20 protein-coding genes are annotated in these 17,816 nt (G+C 34.0%); 10 read left to right on the top strand and 10 right to left on the bottom strand.

Features of this window, described 5'->3' with window-relative positions:
• Nucleotides 1-42: 42 nt before the first annotated feature.
• Nucleotides 43-1,116 (top strand): M20/M25/M40 family metallo-hydrolase, encoded by a 1,074-nt coding sequence (locus tag DWY01_RS05840; RefSeq protein ID WP_243001972.1) that lies wholly within the window; start codon nt 43-45, stop codon nt 1,114-1,116.
• Between the two features lie 47 nt (nt 1,117-1,163).
• Here DWY01_RS05840 and DWY01_RS05835 read toward each other — a convergent pair whose 3' ends face one another.
• Nucleotides 1,164-1,697, bottom strand: coding sequence for a DUF3793 family protein (locus DWY01_RS05835; protein WP_117994750.1), 534 nt, complete (start codon nt 1,695-1,697; stop codon nt 1,164-1,166).
• Nucleotides 1,698-1,699: 2 nt separating this feature from the next.
• Entirely contained in the window at nt 1,700-2,050 is a 351-nt protein-coding gene (gene nrdI / locus DWY01_RS05830) for a class Ib ribonucleoside-diphosphate reductase assembly flavoprotein NrdI (RefSeq protein WP_117994746.1), read from the bottom strand.
• A gap of 140 nt (nt 2,051-2,190) precedes the next feature.
• Between nrdI and DWY01_RS05825 the strand changes: the two genes are divergently transcribed.
• Nucleotides 2,191-3,537, top strand: a complete 1,347-nt coding sequence (locus DWY01_RS05825; RefSeq protein ID WP_117994743.1) for an MATE family efflux transporter — start codon at nt 2,191-2,193, stop codon at nt 3,535-3,537.
• 111 nt (nt 3,538-3,648) lie between these two features.
• The gene (locus DWY01_RS11805) at nt 3,649-5,334 is read left to right on the top strand and encodes an ammonium transporter (RefSeq protein ID WP_117994738.1); all 1,686 of its coding nucleotides are present in this window, start codon (nt 3,649-3,651) and stop codon (nt 5,332-5,334) included.
• Between the two features lie 84 nt (nt 5,335-5,418).
• Here the strand turns inward: DWY01_RS11805 and DWY01_RS05815 are convergent, their stop codons facing one another.
• The 5 genes from DWY01_RS05815 to DWY01_RS05795 form a co-directional block, all read right to left on the bottom strand.
• Nucleotides 5,419-6,240, bottom strand: coding sequence for a hypothetical protein (locus DWY01_RS05815; protein ID WP_117994735.1), 822 nt, complete (start codon nt 6,238-6,240; stop codon nt 5,419-5,421).
• Entirely contained in the window at nt 6,237-7,244 is a 1,008-nt protein-coding gene (locus DWY01_RS05810; protein WP_117994732.1) for a hypothetical protein, read from the bottom strand. The genes DWY01_RS05815 and DWY01_RS05810 overlap by 4 nt, the downstream gene beginning before the upstream one ends.
• A 55-nt stretch (nt 7,245-7,299) precedes the next feature.
• Complete coding sequence (locus DWY01_RS05805; RefSeq protein WP_117994728.1) at nt 7,300-7,776, bottom strand: pyridoxamine 5'-phosphate oxidase family protein; 477 nt, start codon at nt 7,774-7,776, stop codon at nt 7,300-7,302.
• Nucleotides 7,777-7,821: 45 nt separating this feature from the next.
• Nucleotides 7,822-8,745, bottom strand: coding sequence for an alpha/beta fold hydrolase (locus DWY01_RS05800; protein ID WP_117994723.1), 924 nt, complete (start codon nt 8,743-8,745; stop codon nt 7,822-7,824).
• Nucleotides 8,746-8,820: 75 nt separating this feature from the next.
• Nucleotides 8,821-9,327: a phosphatase PAP2 family protein gene (locus DWY01_RS05795; RefSeq protein ID WP_158553661.1), complete on the bottom strand. Its 507-nt coding sequence runs from the start codon at nt 9,325-9,327 to the stop codon at nt 8,821-8,823.
• Nucleotides 9,328-9,383: 56 nt separating this feature from the next.
• Between DWY01_RS05795 and DWY01_RS05790 the strand changes: the two genes are divergently transcribed.
• From DWY01_RS05790 to DWY01_RS05775, 4 genes are all read left to right on the top strand, one after another.
• Nucleotides 9,384-10,133, top strand: a complete 750-nt coding sequence (locus tag DWY01_RS05790; protein ID WP_117994714.1) for a creatininase family protein — start codon at nt 9,384-9,386, stop codon at nt 10,131-10,133.
• 87 nt (nt 10,134-10,220) lie between these two features.
• Nucleotides 10,221-11,102 (top strand): DNA recombination protein RmuC, encoded by an 882-nt coding sequence (rmuC, locus tag DWY01_RS05785; RefSeq protein ID WP_199519890.1) that lies wholly within the window; start codon nt 10,221-10,223, stop codon nt 11,100-11,102.
• Nucleotides 11,099-11,626, top strand: coding sequence for a macro domain-containing protein (locus DWY01_RS05780; protein ID WP_117994710.1), 528 nt, complete (start codon nt 11,099-11,101; stop codon nt 11,624-11,626). The genes rmuC and DWY01_RS05780 overlap by 4 nt, the downstream gene beginning before the upstream one ends.
• The gene (locus tag DWY01_RS05775) at nt 11,623-12,150 is read left to right on the top strand and encodes a class I SAM-dependent methyltransferase (RefSeq protein WP_117994707.1); all 528 of its coding nucleotides are present in this window, start codon (nt 11,623-11,625) and stop codon (nt 12,148-12,150) included. Before DWY01_RS05780 ends, DWY01_RS05775 begins: the two co-directional genes overlap by 4 nt.
• Before the next feature lie 26 nt (nt 12,151-12,176).
• On the opposite strand, the gene DWY01_RS05770 is transcribed toward DWY01_RS05775, so the two are convergent.
• The 3 genes from DWY01_RS05770 to def form a co-directional block, all read right to left on the bottom strand.
• On the bottom strand, nt 12,177-13,016 hold the full coding sequence (locus DWY01_RS05770) for a metallophosphoesterase (protein WP_117994704.1): 840 nt from the start codon (nt 13,014-13,016) through the stop codon (nt 12,177-12,179).
• A 37-nt stretch (nt 13,017-13,053) separates the two neighbouring features.
• Complete coding sequence (locus DWY01_RS05765) at nt 13,054-14,865, bottom strand: ribonuclease J (protein ID WP_117994701.1); 1,812 nt, start codon at nt 14,863-14,865, stop codon at nt 13,054-13,056.
• A gap of 75 nt (nt 14,866-14,940) precedes the next feature.
• Nucleotides 14,941-15,492, bottom strand: a complete 552-nt coding sequence (gene def, locus DWY01_RS05760) for a peptide deformylase (protein ID WP_117994697.1) — start codon at nt 15,490-15,492, stop codon at nt 14,941-14,943.
• Nucleotides 15,493-15,589: 97 nt separating this feature from the next.
• Between def and DWY01_RS05755 the strand changes: the two genes are divergently transcribed.
• From DWY01_RS05755 to coaD, 3 genes are read left to right on the top strand one after another with little or no spacing between them, the layout of a single operon-like run.
• Entirely contained in the window at nt 15,590-16,798 is a 1,209-nt protein-coding gene (locus DWY01_RS05755) for an FtsW/RodA/SpoVE family cell cycle protein (protein ID WP_117994693.1), read from the top strand.
• A complete protein-coding gene (gene rsmD / locus DWY01_RS05750) occupies nt 16,795-17,346 on the top strand; it encodes a 16S rRNA (guanine(966)-N(2))-methyltransferase RsmD (protein WP_117994690.1) in 552 nt (183 codons plus the stop codon). Before DWY01_RS05755 ends, rsmD begins: the two co-directional genes overlap by 4 nt.
• The gene (gene coaD, locus DWY01_RS05745; RefSeq protein WP_117994685.1) at nt 17,343-17,816 is read left to right on the top strand and encodes a pantetheine-phosphate adenylyltransferase; all 474 of its coding nucleotides are present in this window, start codon (nt 17,343-17,345) and stop codon (nt 17,814-17,816) included. Before rsmD ends, coaD begins: the two co-directional genes overlap by 4 nt.

The raw sequence follows: 17,816 nt of genomic DNA, 5'->3' as shown, positions 1-17,816 counted from the left end.
ACATAGCAATATAATATATTTTAAGAAATGGAGTGTTTTATAATGCAATCTAAGAACACTCGTCACTTCAGTGATGAGAGGTTCAAGATAAATACAGAAGAAATGTTAAAAGACTTAGAAGAATTAATCAACACACCGAGTGTAGTTGGTTTTTATCCTGAGATCCACAAGAAGTTAGCTAAAATAGTTGGTAAGATGGGGTATGAAATTGAATATGACAATAAAAGAACAGCTTATGTTCGTGTACCTGGAATAGATTCAAGTAAGACAGTTTGTGTAGGCGCTCATTTAGATACGATTGGGTTACAAGTACGTCATGTGATGGAAAATGGATGGATTGAAGTTAAAAATCTTGGGGGAATTAATTTTCATAATGTAGAAGGGGAAAATGTTTATATTCATACGCGTAATGGAAAAACTTTTGAAGGAATGGTAATCTGTAAATCTCATTCAGTTCACGTGTTTGATGATGCGAGAAGTCGTGAGCGTGATATTAATAATGAAGCTATTTTATTAGATGCAGATGTGAATAGTGCTCAAGATGTATATGATTTAGGAATTGAAAATGGCGATTTAATTAGTGTTGAACCACGTTTTAAACGTACAAAATCTGGTTTTATTAAGTCTCGTCATATTGATGATAAAGCTATGGTGGTAGCCGCAATTGAGGTGTTGCGTCAATTAAAACAAAATGACTTGAAGCCTGCATTCAATACCTTATTCGCATTTCCGATATATGAAGAAATTGGACATGGAGGTGCCTATGTACCAAGTGAAGTCAGTGAATATGTGTCTTTAGATATTGGTTTGATTGGACCAGATAACCATGGCTCAGAAAAGTTGGTTTCCATTGGTGCTAGCGATCATTATTCTCCATATGATTGGGGATTGACAACACATTTGATCAACTTGGCAAAAGAAAATCAAATTGAGTATTGTGTGGATACTTTCTATCGTTTTGGATCCGATGCGACGGCTGCCATTCGCTCAGGAAATAATGTAATGCCTGCTGTATTTGGGGTTGGATGTATGAACTCACATGGATATGAAAGAACAAGTATTCATGCGATTGAAGAGTGTGCTCGATTAACCTTGGCTTATGTTTTAAATAAATAAAAAAGAAGCTGTAAGAGTTTTAATTTAATTCTTTGCAGCTTCTTTTTTTAAATGATTTGAGCTAATTCATAACCAAGATGAATTTGATTTAACATTTTTTCTTTTGTTTGTTTAAATAAATCAAATTGTTTTTGGGCTTCATTCACGTTTTGATACACCTTCCAATCTCCAACTAAATAAAAGGGCTTGTGTTCAATAAAACCAATCACATCATCTAAAGGATATCCAAGAAATACACCTATTTCATGAGGAAAGTTATTTGTATTAAGTCTTTTTTTGAGTTCTTGTATACACAGTTCAAAAGTATTTGGATAATGATAGGATTTTAAAAAGTTTTGAACTGCATTTGAGGAAATATAGTCTTTAAGTTTGGAATTGTATACATAAATGGTGTATTGAAATTCTTGTTCAATGAGGATCAAAAATATCCCTTTTGAATTCAGCTGTTGGTTGTATTGTTGAATCAATATCTTAATACTGTTGTCGTTTTTTGGAAGGTGAAACATATTGGCATATTTACATTGTTTTAATGCCGGTGCACAATAGTTAGCCAATAAAGATTCAAAACGTTTTTTTGACATAATTAAGCTCCAATCGATTTTTTGATGTTTTCGATATCTTCAGGCGTACCTGCATTTTCTACTTTATATAGAATTTCACAGCCATAATCTTCACTGATTTTATCGGCTGCCTGACAATACGCTTCACCATAACCTGTATCTCCAGAACATACAACACCTTGAATTAATGAGCCGTTCGCCATTAAAAAGCTGTCTACTTCTGCAGGAACATCACCATAGCCATCTGTATATGTAAATAAGATGAATGGTTCGTCAATGCTTTCAGATCCATCATTAATGCGAAGGGCATCTATACCTAAAGAATTAATGATTTCTTCCACATTACCTGTGCGACTTGCGAATGCATATTTCATATAAGAACCTCCTTTAAAGTTAGACATAACTAACTGTCCATAGTATATATCAATTGGAGTTAGTTGTAAATAACTATTTTTGATTTTTTTCATTTTTGTATATCATGATATACTATTACTGATTTAAAAGAGGAGAGATTATGGAAATAAAAGATATGACGAAGGGAAGCGAATTAAAACTAATTTTTATGTTTTCCTTACCTTTAATGCTTGGAAATATTTTTCAACAGCTATATACAGTTTGTGACACGATTATTGTTTCAAGACATTTGGGCGTAAAAGCATTAGCCGCTATAGGATGCTCGGATTGGCTTACATGGATGGGGATTGCAGTTGTGACAGGTTTAGCTCAAGGTTTTTCTATTCCAATTGCACATGCATTTGGTACACATGATAAGAGTAATGTTCAAAAATGTATTTCGACATTAGTTGTGAATGCAATTCTATCTACACTTATTATTTTGATTGTTGTTTATCCGTTTTTACCTAATATTTTGATTTTATTGAAAGCACCAGCTGATATTATGGATCGAGCTTTGGCATATACACACGTTATTTATTTAGGATTATTTGCGACCATGTTTTACAATGCCCTCGCAAGTATTTTACGTGCCTTTGGAAATTCAAAAACACCATTACATGCTATGATTATTGCGAGTGTCTGTAATGTAGGGTTAGACATTCTATTCGTTATGGGACTTGAATGGGGGATCATTGGGGCAGGTGTCGCTACAATTATTGCACAGGTCTTAGCTGGATGTTACTGTTTGTATCACGTTTTACGATTAAGCGAATATATGCCAACATCAATTTGTAAGGATTTATCCTATTATAAAAATCAATTTCGTTTAGGGATTCCAATGGCCTTACAAAATGTATTGATTGCGATTGGTGGTATGGTTCTAACAAGCGCAGTAAACCAATATGGAACATATTTCCTTGCAGGATTTACGGCTATGAATAAATTATATGGGGTGCTTGAGATTTCTGCTGTTTCATATGGATATGCGATGGTTACGTATACAGGACAGAATTATGGTGCAGGTCGTTATGATCGTATTAAGAGTGGTGTTAAGAAAGTTGTCCTACTTTCTTTGGCTACTTCAATTTTGATCTCTATTATACTTTGGATTTTTGGACCATTCTTTTTATCTTGTTTCATTTCAAAAACAAGTGAAGGGGCTAAGCAAGCTATGACATATGGACTGACATTCTTGCGATGCTTAACTGCTTTCTTGCCAATCTTATATTTATTACATGCGTATCGTTCGACAATTCAAGGCTTATCTAACGCATTGATTCCTATGGTATCTGGCTTATTTGAGCTGTTTATGCGAATTTCGGGAGCATTATTTTTGCCAATATTCTTTGGTAAGGCAGGATTATATCCGGTCGAAGTGCTTGCTTGGGTAGGTGCTGTTGTTATATTGATTCCGAGTTATTATTGGATGGAAAATAATTTTCAAAATGTTTCAGAAAACAGTTGACAAATTGTTACATGCAGAATAAAATACGTACATACATAAGCAAAGGCGCTTATAGTTCATGAATACATGAGCTGTAAGTGCCTTTTTCTTTTTGTATAAGGAGGGAAAATTATGGAGAAAATATTAACTGAGGTATTTGGAATATGGTACCTAATTGGAGCCGCATTTGTATTCTTTATGCAGGCAGGATTTGCGATGGTTGAAGCCGGATTTACAAGAGCCAAAAATGCCGGAAATATCATCATGAAAAACTTAATGGATTTTTGTTTGGGAACAGTCGCATTTTTGATTACAGGATATAGCCTATTAATGGGACACGACTTTGCAGGTTTGTTAGGATGGGGTGAAAGTCCACTCACAAATTTTGCCGGAACAAACTGGTCAAGCTTTACATTTAACTTAGTTTTCTGTGCTACAGCCGCAACAATTGTTTCTGGAGCTATGGCAGAAAGAACAAAGTTTATATCTTATTGTATTTATAGTTTTGTGATTAGTTTGATTGTGTATCCAATTGAAGCCCACTGGGTATGGGGTGGTGGATGGCTAAGTGCTTTAGGATTCCACGATTTTGCCGGAAGTGCTGCAATTCACTATGTTGGTGGTTTAACTGCTTTGATTGGAGCTTGGATGTTAGGTCCAAGAATTGGAAAATTTGATAAAGACGGAAGTCCACGAGGAATTCCAGGACACAGCTTAACAATTGGTGCATTAGGATGTTTCATCTTATGGTTTGGATGGTATGGATTTAATGGTGCAGCTGCCACAAATGGTCTACAATTGGCAACAATTTTTGCGACAACAACAGTAGCACCAGCCGTAGCAACATGTACTGTTATGTTGATTACTTGGATTAAATATGGAAAACCAGACGTTGCGATGTGTTTAAATGGATCTTTAGCTGGTTTAGTTGCGATTACTGCAGGATGCGATGCTGTTAATGTATTTGGATCATTTGTTATTGGAATTTTATCTGGATTTGTGGTTTGTTTTATTGTTTGGTTATTGGATTATAAATTAAAAGTAGATGATCCTGTTGGAGCGGTTGCGGTACACTTTGGAAATGGTGTGTTAGGAACTATTTGTGTTGGATTATTCGCATGTGGAACAGATACAATGCCAGAAGCACAAGGCTTATTCTATGGTGGAGGATTCCATTTATTAGGTGTTCAGTTATTAGGTTTATTAGCGATTGGGGCTTGGACAGCTGTTACCATGTTTATTACATTCTTTATTATTAAAAAGACGATTGGATTACGTGTAAGTGCTCATGAAGAAATTGTAGGTCTTGATAAGATGGAGCATGGATTGGAAAGTGCATATGCTGGTTTTGCCTTAGAAGCGGATGTTCCAGGTGAATATTTAGAAACAATTCAAGATTCTAGCTTTACTCCAAGTGTAGAAGTGGATGATGCCGTACCTACTAAAGTGATTCATAGTGATGGATCTATTTCAAAGGTTGTTATTATTACGAAAGCAGAGAAGTTTGATAAGATCAAAGCTGCATTAAATGAAATTGGAATTGGTGGTATGACAGTCACAAAAGTGTCTGGTTGTGGTGTACAAAAGGGACAGACAAGTTACTATCGTGGTGCCAAAGTTAATATGGAATTGCTTCCAAAATTAAAAGTAGAAGTTGTAGTAAGTGAAGTACCAGTACAAGAAGTTGTAAATGCTGCTAAAAAAGCATTATATACTGGAAATATTGGGGATGGAAAAATCTTTGTTTACGATGTTGCAGATGTTATTCGTATCTCAACGGGTAGTCGTGGTAAAGATGCATTAAAATATGAAGCTTAATAATATATAATCTTGGCTTGTGAAAATTGCTCTTAACCCTATAGTCGCAAGCCAGGAAAAAAAGGATCATGTGTGTGATCCTTTTTAGTTCATATATTCAGTATCATATATATCATCATTTAATTCTTCATCAATCATTTGGAAAAGTAATTCTTCAATATCTTTGCCGTTTTCTAATTCTTCAAATAGATCAGGTCTTTCATAAAACATTTTATTAAAGAAGAATCCTGAAACCAATTGTTCGTTTTGTTCGTTTAAAGAACGACGTTCATTCTCTTCTACCCAAGGACCATCATTTTTAGTTTCAATAACTTGAATGCGTTCTAATTCTATTTCTTTATCATTTAATTCTTCATTTAATAATTTTCCTGTTATTGGATAGAATTCATCTGTTTCAGAGTCAAAGAATGAAAGAAGAAACATATCGTTTTTTTCTAGACATAAATCGGCAATAGAACACATTTGCATTTCTTCCATAGAATAATCAATACCATCACAGTTGATCATGAAATCATAGCTACAAACAATATCTAAGCTAGACATTAAAAAGTAGGCCATATCTGCTAATGGCAATCGCTTAGGGAATGTGATTGTTCTTGTGATGTCATCCAGTTGGAATTGAATAGTACAAGTTTGAAATCTTTCCATTAAGAAGTCTGTTTTTTCTTCAATACACATTTTTATGCCTTCTTCAAAAGAACAATCATGAAGTTCTGAATTATAGTCTAATAATGTATGCAGATATGTATTCGCAATTTCACTTAATAAAAGGAATTGGTATTCTTCATCATCTGGCGCATAATGAAATAATTCATTTAAAACGGGTTCTAATTGTTTGTTTTTTGTGATGGCGTCTAAAGTCATTTCCATCATAGCATCAATTTGTTTTTCTAATTTCTTTTTCATTCTTCTACTCCAAATTGTTTTAACATTTCAAATATGTCTTCAATTTCCTCTAAATTATCTTCAACCAATGGAATCTCTAACTTTTCACAAATATATTCGAGCCAGTTTAGTATATAAGGATTTCTCGCATATACATGCTTAGGTTTGCCAAAATTTTCAATGGCTCCTAAGAAATTATTCATAATAACTTCATAGTCTTCTTGATCTGGATGTATCAAGTCAAAATGAAGGATTTGGTTGTTTCTTAAATCAAATACAATATAGGCCAAGGGATTGATAGGTCTTTCAAAACCGGTATCATTTGTAGGGACCATCATATAGTCTATATCAATCGCAAGCTCTAGATCACTTGTTTCAATATTTTTAAAATGCTCAATTAAGCTTGCATCATTCACATAAATTGTGTTATATCGGTCTGGCTCTTCTGGCCTAGGAACAGTGTATGAAAACCAATTTCCATCTTCATCCTTCTGGGCATAATAGATGTCCCCATTTTCAAAAACAGATTCTTGATATTCTTCATGTTTTAGTGTTTCTAGTAAGCCTTTGTATGTTTCAATCAACATTTTTACTTCGCCAAAGTTAGGTAAGCTTGGAAAGCTTTTCTTTTCAAATGTTTTGAAATAGATCCAATTTCCATTTCCACGAAAACGAAGGTCCAATTGTTTGATGATCGAATACATGTCTTCATCTACTTCATCTCGGTTTCCCCAGTAGCAAGTAATGCAGTTTTGATCTGACATGACAAATGTTGCAGGAACATTATAATCATCATTACAGATTTGACAAAAATCACTATAACCCTCCATGCCATGATAGACACTGATACCTGTACATGTACCACTTTTGCCCATAATAGATACGAAGTTTGGTTCTTCATTTTTCTTCGTTTCAACCGCAATTAAATCTAGATCCCAGTAAGATTTCCAAGGCTTTAATTTTGTAATTTCTAAAGTAAGATCATAGAGCTCTTTCCATTGTTTAAGTGTTGCTTGTTTTGCCATAATAATTCCTCAACTTTATTACAATAATAGTAACATTGAAGGACATGAAACTCAATTAAGATTCCTTTACGATCTTTCCACTTATATGTTCAGGAATGAGTTCAAAACATTGCACACTAGGTCCTGAATACTTTAATTCATGATCAATATAGTCTTGATCATTAGTAAATTTTAAACAGAGTTCAGTACAAATCTCTTTCACTTTATCTGGATCATGTACCATTTGGATCTTTCCAAACACAATCACACTCTGATAATGAACAGCCCATTCACCATCTTTTTTAAATCCTTTGTCGATGACACAAAAGCTAGCCTTATTGCAACGTTTTAAACAATCCATCTTATGTCCTTCTTTTGCTCCATGAAAATAAATATGTCCAGTCTTTTCATCATACCAATGAGTAATAGGAACTCCATATGGATAACCAGAATCGCTCATTAAAGATAGTACACCATGTGGCTCATTAGTAAGTATTTCAATACTTTTTTCTTCCGATAATTGTTGTTTAAATCTTCGCATTGCTTTAAACATAGTCTTCACTTCCTTTACTAAAAAGGTGTAAATTAAATTACACCCTTATAAATTTGAATTCATAAATTCAATGATTCCAGCTTCAACTTCATTTTTAATTTCATTATAATTATGAATTTCATGACGATAGCCAGAATATAATTTAGTAGTAACATGATGTCCAGTTTCTACAAGCCAGTTGCTGACTTGACATACACCAAGACCATATTCACCAACAGGATCTTGATCACCGGCAATATTATAAATAGGTAGTTCGGTAGGTACTTTTCTTGCCCATTGCGTTCCTTCAATCACAAGCATCATTTGAATAAAATCATAAATAGAACGATTGCTTGTGGGTCTTGTGAAGGCGTCAAAAGGATCTTGTGCATGATCAATTTGTACATATGGATCATGGCAGATCCATTCGTTTCCAATTTGAATTTCACCACAACGTTCACACATCCAACCCATAAGTGAGCCTACAACATTTGGATCAGATTCTTTACCGTGTCCTGCATCAATGATTTCTTTTAATTTTTTCCCAACTTCTTTTGCTCCACGGAAAACACCTGTTGTGCCACAAATAGTTGCACCATTCAATTCATTTCCATATTTCGCAATAAAATCTCTAGTGATAAATGACCCCATACTGTGACCAAACAAGAAGTAAGGTAAATTGGGATACTTTTCACATACAATTTCCTTTAATGTGTGCTCATCCTCCATCATTGTGTGACATCCTTTGTCTCCCCAGTCACCCCATGCATTATTTACTATCGCAGTTTTTCCATGGCCTACATGATCATCAGCTGCAACAATATAGCCGGCGTCCAAGAAAGCTGATATCATATGGATATAGCGTCTTGAATGTTCACCAAATCCATGAATTAATTGAACGATTCCATTCGGCTTGCAGGCAGGAACATAAATCCAACCTTGTACTTGATCTCGTTCATTATAAGATCTAAAAGATACTTCGTGTAACATGCAATAATCCTCCTTTTTTTGTAATGTTAACTCGTCCTATATCTGTTTTCATTATACTCCTACAAAAAAACTATGTCATTTTGTCGACATAGTTTTCTTCATAAATTTATAAACAACGTAGGCGAGTGCAATTCCAGCTAGTATATCAGTAGGATAATGAACACCAACATAAAGTCTAGAAAAGGCAACAAGTATCGCAAGTATGATAACTAGAATACTATATTTTTTGGGTAGACCATCATAAACCATAAAAGCACAAATAAAGGCAGATGCTGTGTGTCCAGATGGAAATGAGTAATCGGATGGTTTATCCACTAATGGAATCAATTGATTAAACGCATCAAAGGGTCTAGGCCTTTGAAAAATAAGTTTTAATACAATGAATAATACGGTACAAATCAAAAACGCAATGATTGTTTCTTTTGCGAGCTTTCGAGTGTTTTCGTTTTTTTTGAACATGTAAACTAATACAATCGATAGAAGTGCATATAAAAAGTATTCATTGGTAATTAAAGTAAAGAATGGAGTTAATATATAGTGACGAATATTATCTTGTATAAATAATAAAATTTGAATATCCATAGAAAATTCCCTTTCAATAGTAGTATTATACATATATAAAGATAGGAAGTGAAGTTATGCGATTAGAAAGAATGAGTTGGAAAGATTGTGAAGAATATTTTAAGAATCATGATATGGTCATTTTAACTACGGGAAGTACAGAAAATCATGGGATTCATAATCCTTTAGGAACGGATACAATGATTCCAAATAAAATATTAGAGCTTGTAGAAAAACAAAGTGATGCATTGATTTGTCCAACACTACCTTATGGTGATGCAGATTTTCATACGGAATATACAGGAACGATTTCGATTGGTAGTGACTTATTAGAAATGGTGATGGAAAGAATTAGTGATCGATTATATGATTGTGGTGCAAGACATTTTGTGTTTTTAAATGGTCATGGAGGGAATACTCATGCTTTAAGTAAAGTGTGTCGTCATTTATATAAAAAGGGCGCTGTTGGAACAATTTTTGATTGGTGGACGATTGCCGGGAAAATCAATCCGGAATGGGCCGGAGGTCATGGTGCAGGTCAGGAAACGGCTGCGATGTTGTATGTGGATGAAAGTTTAGTTCAGAAAGATAAGATTGCAGATTCAAATTTAAATGTTTTTACTCCTTCTTTAACTGCATCCAATGCACAAACAGTTAATTTTAAAGGTGTAGATATTCCAGTTCCAAGAAGCAATCGTTTGAGTAGTGATAATGGTTGGTTTGGCAAGGATCATCCTAAATATGCCACGTATGAATGGGGTAAAGAAATGGTGGAGGCTACGGCTGATTTTCTTGTGGAATATATGAAAGAATTTCAAAAATTGTAGTAATTCATTTTGAGTTGAACTATAATAAATATACAAATGAGGGGACAAAATATTTTGTCTCTTTTCTTTTCGCATATGGAGGTTTTAATGGAAATCATTATTTTAATATTATTATGCATTGTGATTGTATGCTTAATTGTTTTATTGATGCAAAATAAATCGAAAGAAGTTATTTCTTCGAATTCAGACTCTTTGATTCTACAAAAAAATTTTGAGTATTTATTAAAACAAGTACAGGATGTACAGAAGAATCAGGCAACTTCTAGAGTGAGCTTGAATCAAATGGAAGAGTATTTATATCGTATGAATACAGTTATGACAAATACAAAGCTAAGAGGAAACTGGGGAGAATATCAATTGGATATGCTTCTTAGTGTATACTGTGGACAAAATCCTTCAATTTATACAATGCAGTATACTTTGCCAAATGGTAAGATTGCAGATTGTGCTTTTCATTTGCCAGATACAAAAAAGGTATTATGTATCGATTCAAAATTTCCGATGGAAAACTATTTGAATTTACAGGAAGATGAAGATACATATCTAAGACCTTTTAAGATGAATATGAAAAAGCATATTGACGATGTTGCCAATAAATATATCAATATGGATACGATGCCATATGCTTTACTGTTTGTACCTAGTGAAGCTATTTATCAATTTGTTTGTGCTAAATGTGATGATCTATTTACATATGCTTTACAAAAAAGAGTCATGCTCGTATCTCCAACTACACTTGTGGCAGAGGTAATGACTTTATTGTCAAGCACAAAGGATTTTTATAGAACAAGTCATATGGAAGAAATTGAACGAAATATATTATTGTTGCAGGAGGATGCGAATCGTCTTGTAGAAAGAAGTATAAAAGCGGAAAAGACATTGGAAACTTTAGCAACCCAGTTTCATAGTGTGTCGATTTCTGCACAAAAATTGTCAAGTCGAATGACAAAGATGGGAGAAGACCAATGATTAGTACATTAAAAGGAAATTTATCTATGTTGGATTTTGATTTAATTGTAAATCCAACCAATCAACAAATCTTACCAATGCAAGGGGTGAGTGCACAAATTTTTCATCAAGCGGGAAGAGAAATGAAAAAGGCTTGTCAGAAATTAAATGGTTTGGATGTGGGAAAGGCAAAAATGACGGATGCTTTTAATTTGCCGTGTAAAGCCGTTATTCATACGTGTGGACCACGATATATTGATGGAATGCATAATGAAGATGAATATTTAGCTGCTTGCTACTGGAATAGTATGGCATTAGCGTATGATTATATGCGCAAATGCAACATGGAATCAATCAATATCGCATTTCCTTGTATTTCTACAGGTATCAATGGATATCCCAATCATGAGGCTTGTGTTATCGCAATTGAGACAATCAAACGTTTAATGAATAAATTTCCTGAAACAAAGGTGATTCATGTATGTTTTGTATGTGATAAAACAGAAGATTATATGTTGTATAAAGAGGCATTAAAATTACGATGAAATCAATGGTCGATCAATCGCATGAATTTTTAAAGCCTGTACTTCATAAACAAGCCATTTGTATAGATGCAACATTAGGTCAAGGAAAAGATACCGATTTCTTTTTATCTATGCATGTGCATAAAGTATATGGATTTGAAATTCAAAAGGATGTGTTTGAAAATACAAGAAATAGATTTTTGAATGCAAGAACTTGTTTCTATAATGTGGGTCATGAATATATGGAAGAGTATGTTCATGAAGTTGTAGATGCGATCATATTTAATTTTGGGTATTTTCCAAGTGGAAGTCATGAAATTACAACTCAATCTTTATCAAGTGTTATGGCTGTGAAACAAGCTTTACATCTTTTAAAAGTAAAAGGAAGAATGGCTCTTGTGATGTATCCACATGAATCGGGTGTCAAAGAGGCAAAATGTATTGAGGATTTTTTGAAATCACAGACGGGAATTCAGGTTCAAAAAGTACAAAACTTACTAGTGGATTATTGTCCGTATTTATTGTTGATTGAGAAAAGGAGATAAAGAAAGAGACAACGCATTGCGTTGTCTTACTTGTTTTGAAGCATAAGATAATAAACTTCTGGTTTTGCCATAAAGCGAAGGTTCGTGTGAGTACATCCGATTCCAGTTGAAATGATGTAGGGAAAAGAAAGTCTTTTGGCGTGTGAACGATTTAATGATTTTGCGCCATCGATTGATTTATATCCTCCAAAAATTGGGAATGTGATTTGTGTACCATGTGAATGTCCACATAAAGCTAATGATATGGCTTTTGTGGATAAATCCTCATTTGTGATTGTATCAGGCATATGTGAAATCAATAGGTTATATTGTTGATTTGAAATTGAGATTTTACTAACATCTGGACTGTTTGATAGTGCGCTTAACGTAATGCCGTCTTTTTGTTCATTTGTGAGTAGAATCGTTTCATTTTCTAATATTTCAAATTGAGATTGATTTAAAATAGAGCGTATGACATCGTTATTTGCCTCGTCTTTTTCACCTAAAACACAGAATTTACCTAGAGGTGCTTGAATGCTAGAAAGCTTATTTGTGATGTAATCTATATCTTGCTGGCTCATTTGGCAAGATGTATCGAAGAGGTCTCCTCCAAAAATAACAATGTCTGGGTCTAAGTGTCGAATTGTATCAAAGAGCTTGTTGGCTCTTTTTTTGTTTTCAAACTTACCATATTGTAAGTCTGTAAAGTATACAATTGAGACATCATTCATCGATTTAGGGATTTTTTCGTCCTTTAAAGTTTTATATTGAACGTTTAATTGATTTGGCTCAATCTTTTGTGCGAAAGTTAATGATCCTAGCATACTGAGTACGATTGCAAAAAGAATGGTAATCACAATAAACATTTTCTTTTGTAGATTTGTCATGGTCTTATTTTAGCATACATGAAAAAAAAAGACATCTTTAGGATGCCTTTGTTGTTCTAGGTTTTCTAGTATAAAAACCATTCTTACGATTCTTTTGAAGCTCTTCCATTGTTTGTTTTGAATTTAAAATAACTGGAATTACAATTGGATTTCGATGCGTTTTCTTATATAAGAATGGCTCTAATGTGGAGCGAACACAGTTCTTAATTTCAGAGAAAGTTGTTTTTTCTTTCATCTTTTCTTGAAGTGAATTATTAACGATATATTCCGCTTCTTTGATCAATCCTTGTGAGTCTTTAATAAAGACAAATCCACGTGATACAATGACAGGACGCATTAAAATCTTATTCTCTTTTGAATCAATAGCTAAGATTACAGCGACCAAGCCATTATCAGCTAAGATGCGACGATCTTTTAATACAGCTGTTGAAAGTCCAGAAATATCATTTCCATCTACGTAGATATCATCACCCTGGTATCGCCAGTCACTTTGAAGCACTTTATGATTTCTTAAAATAAGAATATCACCATTAGCACATACGAAGATATTTTCTTTAGGGATACCTGTTTCAATTGCGGTTTGACGGTGTTGCATCAACATCTTATATTCACCATGTATTGGCATGAAATAAGTTGGACGAACTAGCTGAAGCATTAGCTTTTGTTCTTCTTTTGACGCATGTCCTGTTGTGTGCAAGTTATTTAAGATTGATTTTGTTAGTACGGTTGCACCCGATCTAAATAAGTTATCAATAACTTTATTTACACTGGATTGGTTTCCAGGAATGGGGTTACTTGAGAAGACAATTGTGTCACCAGGCTTTAAATGAATAAAACGGTGCGTACCTTTTGCGATTCTAGATAGGGCTGCAAGAGGTTCCCCTTGACTTCCTGTACAGATGATACAAACCTTTTCATCTGGTGTATAAGCTAATTCTTCAGGGCTTAAAAAGTCAGAATTTTTGGCTTTGATTGTACCCATTTTTCTTCCGATATCTACAACGTTTTCCATACTGCGACCAAAAACGATGACTTTTCGTCCAAATTTTGTAGCAGCCTCAATAATTTGGGCAACACGATGTACATTGGATGCGAATGTGGCAACAATTAAACGTTGTTTTGTTTTTCGCATAATGTCTTGAATTTCATTTGCGACTTTTCTTTCTGAAATTGAGAAGTCCTCAACTCCAGAGTTGGTTGAATCTGACATTAATAAATCAGGTTTTGTAACTCCGATAAATGCCATTTTTTGATAATCGGCATTTGTTCCAACAGGCGTTAAATCGAATTTAAAGTCACCTGTATGAACGATAGATCCGTTAGGACATGTAATGTGTACGCCTAATGAATCGGGGATAGAGTGGATAGTGTTGAAAAATCCTACTTTAAAGTATTTTGTTGTGACACTTGAATTTTCATCAATTTCTATAATTTTTGTTTTTTCTAGTCCTTTATGTTCACTTAACTTTTTAAGAATCAAAGCTTTAGCAAAACGAGGTGCATAAATTGCATCAATTTGGACTTGTTTTAGTAAGAAAGGAATACCTCCAATGTGATCTTCATGACCATGGGTAATGACTAAAAACTTTCTTTTTTTGTTCATGCGAATCAAATGGTGATAATCAGGAATAACATAATCAACTCCTAGCAATTCATCACCGGGGAACAAAACACCACAATCTACGATACAAATTTCATTTTCATGTTCGTAGCAGTACATATTTTTACCAACTTCACCTAAACCTCCCAAGGCATAGATTAAAGTATCACCTTTTTCAACGTGATTTTTTGCGTGATATGGTTTTTTGTTCGATGCATGCCCAAACGTTTGCTCTTGTGTTTTTGGCATATTCGACCTCTTTCTATATTTTTAATGATTCTAATTTTATTATAGCAAAGCTACGCAATTTAAAAAAGCAGAAGCTTAAATGACTTCTGCCTCATCATCACTTTTCCAAGGATTTTTGGCATCAATGTGATCGTAGAAAAGGGTACCTGATAAGTGATCGATTTCATGTTGAAGACAGATTGCAAAATAACCTTCTGCCGAAATCGTAATATTTTTGTCTTGAATTAAATCATAACCACGAACTTTGATTCGTGCATGACGGAAAACGTGACCAGGATGTTCTCCCTTTACAGATAAACAGCCTTCTCCATTATCTAAATATGCATTTTGTACAGATTCAGAAATGATTTTTGGATTGACCAAGGCAACTTCATCTACACCATCTTCATATGGAATTACAACGGCAATCATTTGTTTTAAAACACCAACCTGAACAGCGGCAATACCAACAGCGGGTTGTAGACCTTCAGCCTGTGCTATTTCATCATCTTGAGAATTACGTACATACTCTAGCATAGCCTCTAATAGTTCTCTATCTTCATTTGATAAAGGCAATGAAACTGGCTCACTATGCATGCGAATTCTTTCATCTGTATCCAATATAATGTCTTTGCTTGTTATTTTCATAGTAATCATCCTCGCAAGTATTCTATAGCATTTTCGAATTCTTGACAAATGATTTTTGAAAATATGGTAAAATAGAATTTATGATGGGGGGATTAGCATGTCCGAACAGACAAAGAAGCCGAGATTATCATTTCTGGCTTTAGATCCAAAGTGCGATAAATATATTAACTGGGCAATTGCGATTCTTTTGGTGGCAGGAACATTCATGATTGTCTCAACCAATGTAGGAAAGACTACCTATGCTCCTAATATTGTACCTAAAGTCATGGGCAAGCAATGTGTATTTGTATTGATTGGTTATATTGCCATGTTATTTATGAATAGAGCATTTCGTTTCAGTTGGTTTTCAAAATTGGAAATAGGATTTATTCCTCTTTGTTTATTCATATTGGCGCTTCCATTCGCATTTCCAGAAGTAGGAGGAAGCCATGCGTGGATTCAGATTGCTGGAATGTCTTTACAGCCGAGTGAATTTGTGAAGCCGTTTATAATTATTTTATGTGCGACATGTCTATATCGTGCAAAAAAGAAAACGTCTATGTTAAAGGAAAAGGGCAAGCTTTTCAAAAGAGCTTGGATTGTATATATCTGTATATGTATAATAATTGTTTTCCAAAAAGATTATGGAACATTAACGATTATTACTTTTATTTTTTTATCATGTATCATGATACCTAAATATCCAGTGTTACTACGCACACAACGTATTTTGAAACTTATTGTGACTGCAGGAATTGTTTTGGCTGTTGTTTTGTTTGGGGTAACAAATATTGGTACCGAGGTATTAAAACATACTCCATTAGCACATATTGCTGTGCGTATTGAAAACTTTAAAGATCCTTATACAAATGTATATGGAGATGGATATCAGCCGGCCAATTCTTTATATGGTATTGCAAGTGCCAATGTTATAGGAAAAGGCCCTGGAAATTCAGCTCGTAAATATGGATATTTAACACAGGCGGATAATGATTATATCTTAGCTGTATTAATTGAAGAATTAGGGATTGGCGGATTTTTATGTTTAGTGGCTTTATATGGCTTAATCGAATTTAGATTGTTTTACTATGCCTTTAAAACGAGTGAAGTCATGTATAAAGTAGTATTAGGAGGAACCGGTGTTTATTTATTTATGCACTTTTTCTTGAATGCAGGAGGAGTTGCATGTTTGATTCCTTTTACAGGTGTTCCACTTTTATTTATTAGTAGTGGCGGTACAAGTCTAATTTCTATTATGTTGACGATGGGGTTGGCACAAAATTGTATTTGTTCAATCCGAAGAAAGGAGATGGATCGTTTATTATGAGAATTGTTGCAGGTAAATATGGTTCTAGATCATTAAAAAGTCCTAAAAATGATGCGACGCGACCTACACAGGATAAAATAAAGGGCGCTATCTTTTCGAGCTTAGGAAATCTATTCGATGGTGGAAATTTTTTGGACTGTTACAGCGGGACAGGGAATATGGGATTAGAAGCCGTAAGTCGTGGAATGGATCATGCTACCTTAGTGGATAATAATAAGGGAGCTGTTTCTGTCATTAAAGAAAATGTAAAAAGTTTAAAGGCGGATAAGGAAACAAAAATTATTTGCGGAAATATTTTTAGTGTGTTAGAGCGTCTTACATTAAAGTATGATGTCGTTTATATTGATCCTCCTTACGCAAAACAAGAGAATGAAAAATTACTTCAAAAATTAGATGAACAGAATCTTGTAAAAGAGGATGGGATTGTTGTGATTGAAAGCTTACAGGAAGAGATATGGCCAGAGCAAATGGCTTCATTTACAAAATATAAAGAAAAAACATATGGAATTACACGTATTTCATATTATCGAAAGGAGAATATAAAATGAAAATCGCTGCTTTTTGTGGAACTTTTGACCCAGTAACCTATGGGCATTTAGATATTATTGAAAGAGCAAGTAAATTGTTTGATCAACTTGTTGTTTTTATTTCACCAAATTCAGATAAAAATAATGAGTTTAATGAAGAAACAAGATTAAAATGGTTAAATGAGGCAACGAAGAATATGCCGAATGTTACGTGTAAAATTCAATCTGGATTAGTAGTGGATGCATGTAAAAGTGTAAATGCTACTGTGCTGGTACGTGGAATTCGTAATGGGGTGGATTGTACTTACGAGCAAAATATGGCTTTTATGAACGCAAGATTGGATGATCATATTGAAACAGTTTGTTTGTTTACACGTCCTGAATATAGTTTGTATTCAAGCTCAAACGTAAGAGAACTTTTTAAATATGGACAGGATATTTCTGGTTTTGTACCGGCCTGTGTATTAGAAGATCTAGAAAAAGGAGAATAA

It is taken from the genome of Eubacterium sp. AF22-8LB (assembly GCF_003458715.1).
Classification (GTDB): domain Bacteria; phylum Bacillota_I; class Bacilli_A; order Erysipelotrichales; family Erysipelotrichaceae; genus Holdemanella.
Note: the sequence above shows the minus strand (reverse complement) of the source record. Positions and strands in the feature narration are given on the sequence as shown.

What these genes read in the sequence shown, in the direction of transcription:
- DWY01_RS05775 (WP_117994707.1), top strand. Translation starts at nt 11,623, where the DNA reads ATGAAATCAATGGTCGATCAATCGCATGAATTTTTAAAGCCTGTACTT.
- DWY01_RS11805 (WP_117994738.1), top strand. Translation starts at nt 3,649, where the DNA reads ATGGAGAAAATATTAACTGAGGTATTTGGAATATGGTACCTAATTGGA.
- DWY01_RS05825 (WP_117994743.1), top strand. Translation starts at nt 2,191, where the DNA reads ATGGAAATAAAAGATATGACGAAGGGAAGCGAATTAAAACTAATTTTT.
- DWY01_RS05755 (WP_117994693.1), top strand. Translation starts at nt 15,590, where the DNA reads ATGTCCGAACAGACAAAGAAGCCGAGATTATCATTTCTGGCTTTAGAT.
- coaD (WP_117994685.1), top strand. Translation starts at nt 17,343, where the DNA reads ATGAAAATCGCTGCTTTTTGTGGAACTTTTGACCCAGTAACCTATGGG.
- DWY01_RS05790 (WP_117994714.1), top strand. Translation starts at nt 9,384, where the DNA reads ATGCGATTAGAAAGAATGAGTTGGAAAGATTGTGAAGAATATTTTAAG.
- def (WP_117994697.1), bottom strand. Translation starts at nt 15,492, where the DNA reads ATGAAAATAACAAGCAAAGACATTATATTGGATACAGATGAAAGAATT.
- DWY01_RS05810 (WP_117994732.1), bottom strand. Translation starts at nt 7,244, where the DNA reads ATGGCAAAACAAGCAACACTTAAACAATGGAAAGAGCTCTATGATCTT.
- DWY01_RS05815 (WP_117994735.1), bottom strand. Translation starts at nt 6,240, where the DNA reads ATGAAAAAGAAATTAGAAAAACAAATTGATGCTATGATGGAAATGACT.
- DWY01_RS05795 (WP_158553661.1), bottom strand. Translation starts at nt 9,327, where the DNA reads ATGGATATTCAAATTTTATTATTTATACAAGATAATATTCGTCACTAT.
- rsmD (WP_117994690.1), top strand. Translation starts at nt 16,795, where the DNA reads ATGAGAATTGTTGCAGGTAAATATGGTTCTAGATCATTAAAAAGTCCT.
- DWY01_RS05840 (WP_243001972.1), top strand. Translation starts at nt 43, where the DNA reads ATGCAATCTAAGAACACTCGTCACTTCAGTGATGAGAGGTTCAAGATA.
- rmuC (WP_199519890.1), top strand. Translation starts at nt 10,221, where the DNA reads ATGGAAATCATTATTTTAATATTATTATGCATTGTGATTGTATGCTTA.
- DWY01_RS05770 (WP_117994704.1), bottom strand. Translation starts at nt 13,016, where the DNA reads ATGACAAATCTACAAAAGAAAATGTTTATTGTGATTACCATTCTTTTT.
- DWY01_RS05765 (WP_117994701.1), bottom strand. Translation starts at nt 14,865, where the DNA reads ATGCCAAAAACACAAGAGCAAACGTTTGGGCATGCATCGAACAAAAAA.
- DWY01_RS05805 (WP_117994728.1), bottom strand. Translation starts at nt 7,776, where the DNA reads ATGTTTAAAGCAATGCGAAGATTTAAACAACAATTATCGGAAGAAAAA.
- DWY01_RS05800 (WP_117994723.1), bottom strand. Translation starts at nt 8,745, where the DNA reads ATGTTACACGAAGTATCTTTTAGATCTTATAATGAACGAGATCAAGTA.
- nrdI (WP_117994746.1), bottom strand. Translation starts at nt 2,050, where the DNA reads ATGAAATATGCATTCGCAAGTCGCACAGGTAATGTGGAAGAAATCATT.
- DWY01_RS05780 (WP_117994710.1), top strand. Translation starts at nt 11,099, where the DNA reads ATGATTAGTACATTAAAAGGAAATTTATCTATGTTGGATTTTGATTTA.
- DWY01_RS05835 (WP_117994750.1), bottom strand. Translation starts at nt 1,697, where the DNA reads ATGTCAAAAAAACGTTTTGAATCTTTATTGGCTAACTATTGTGCACCG.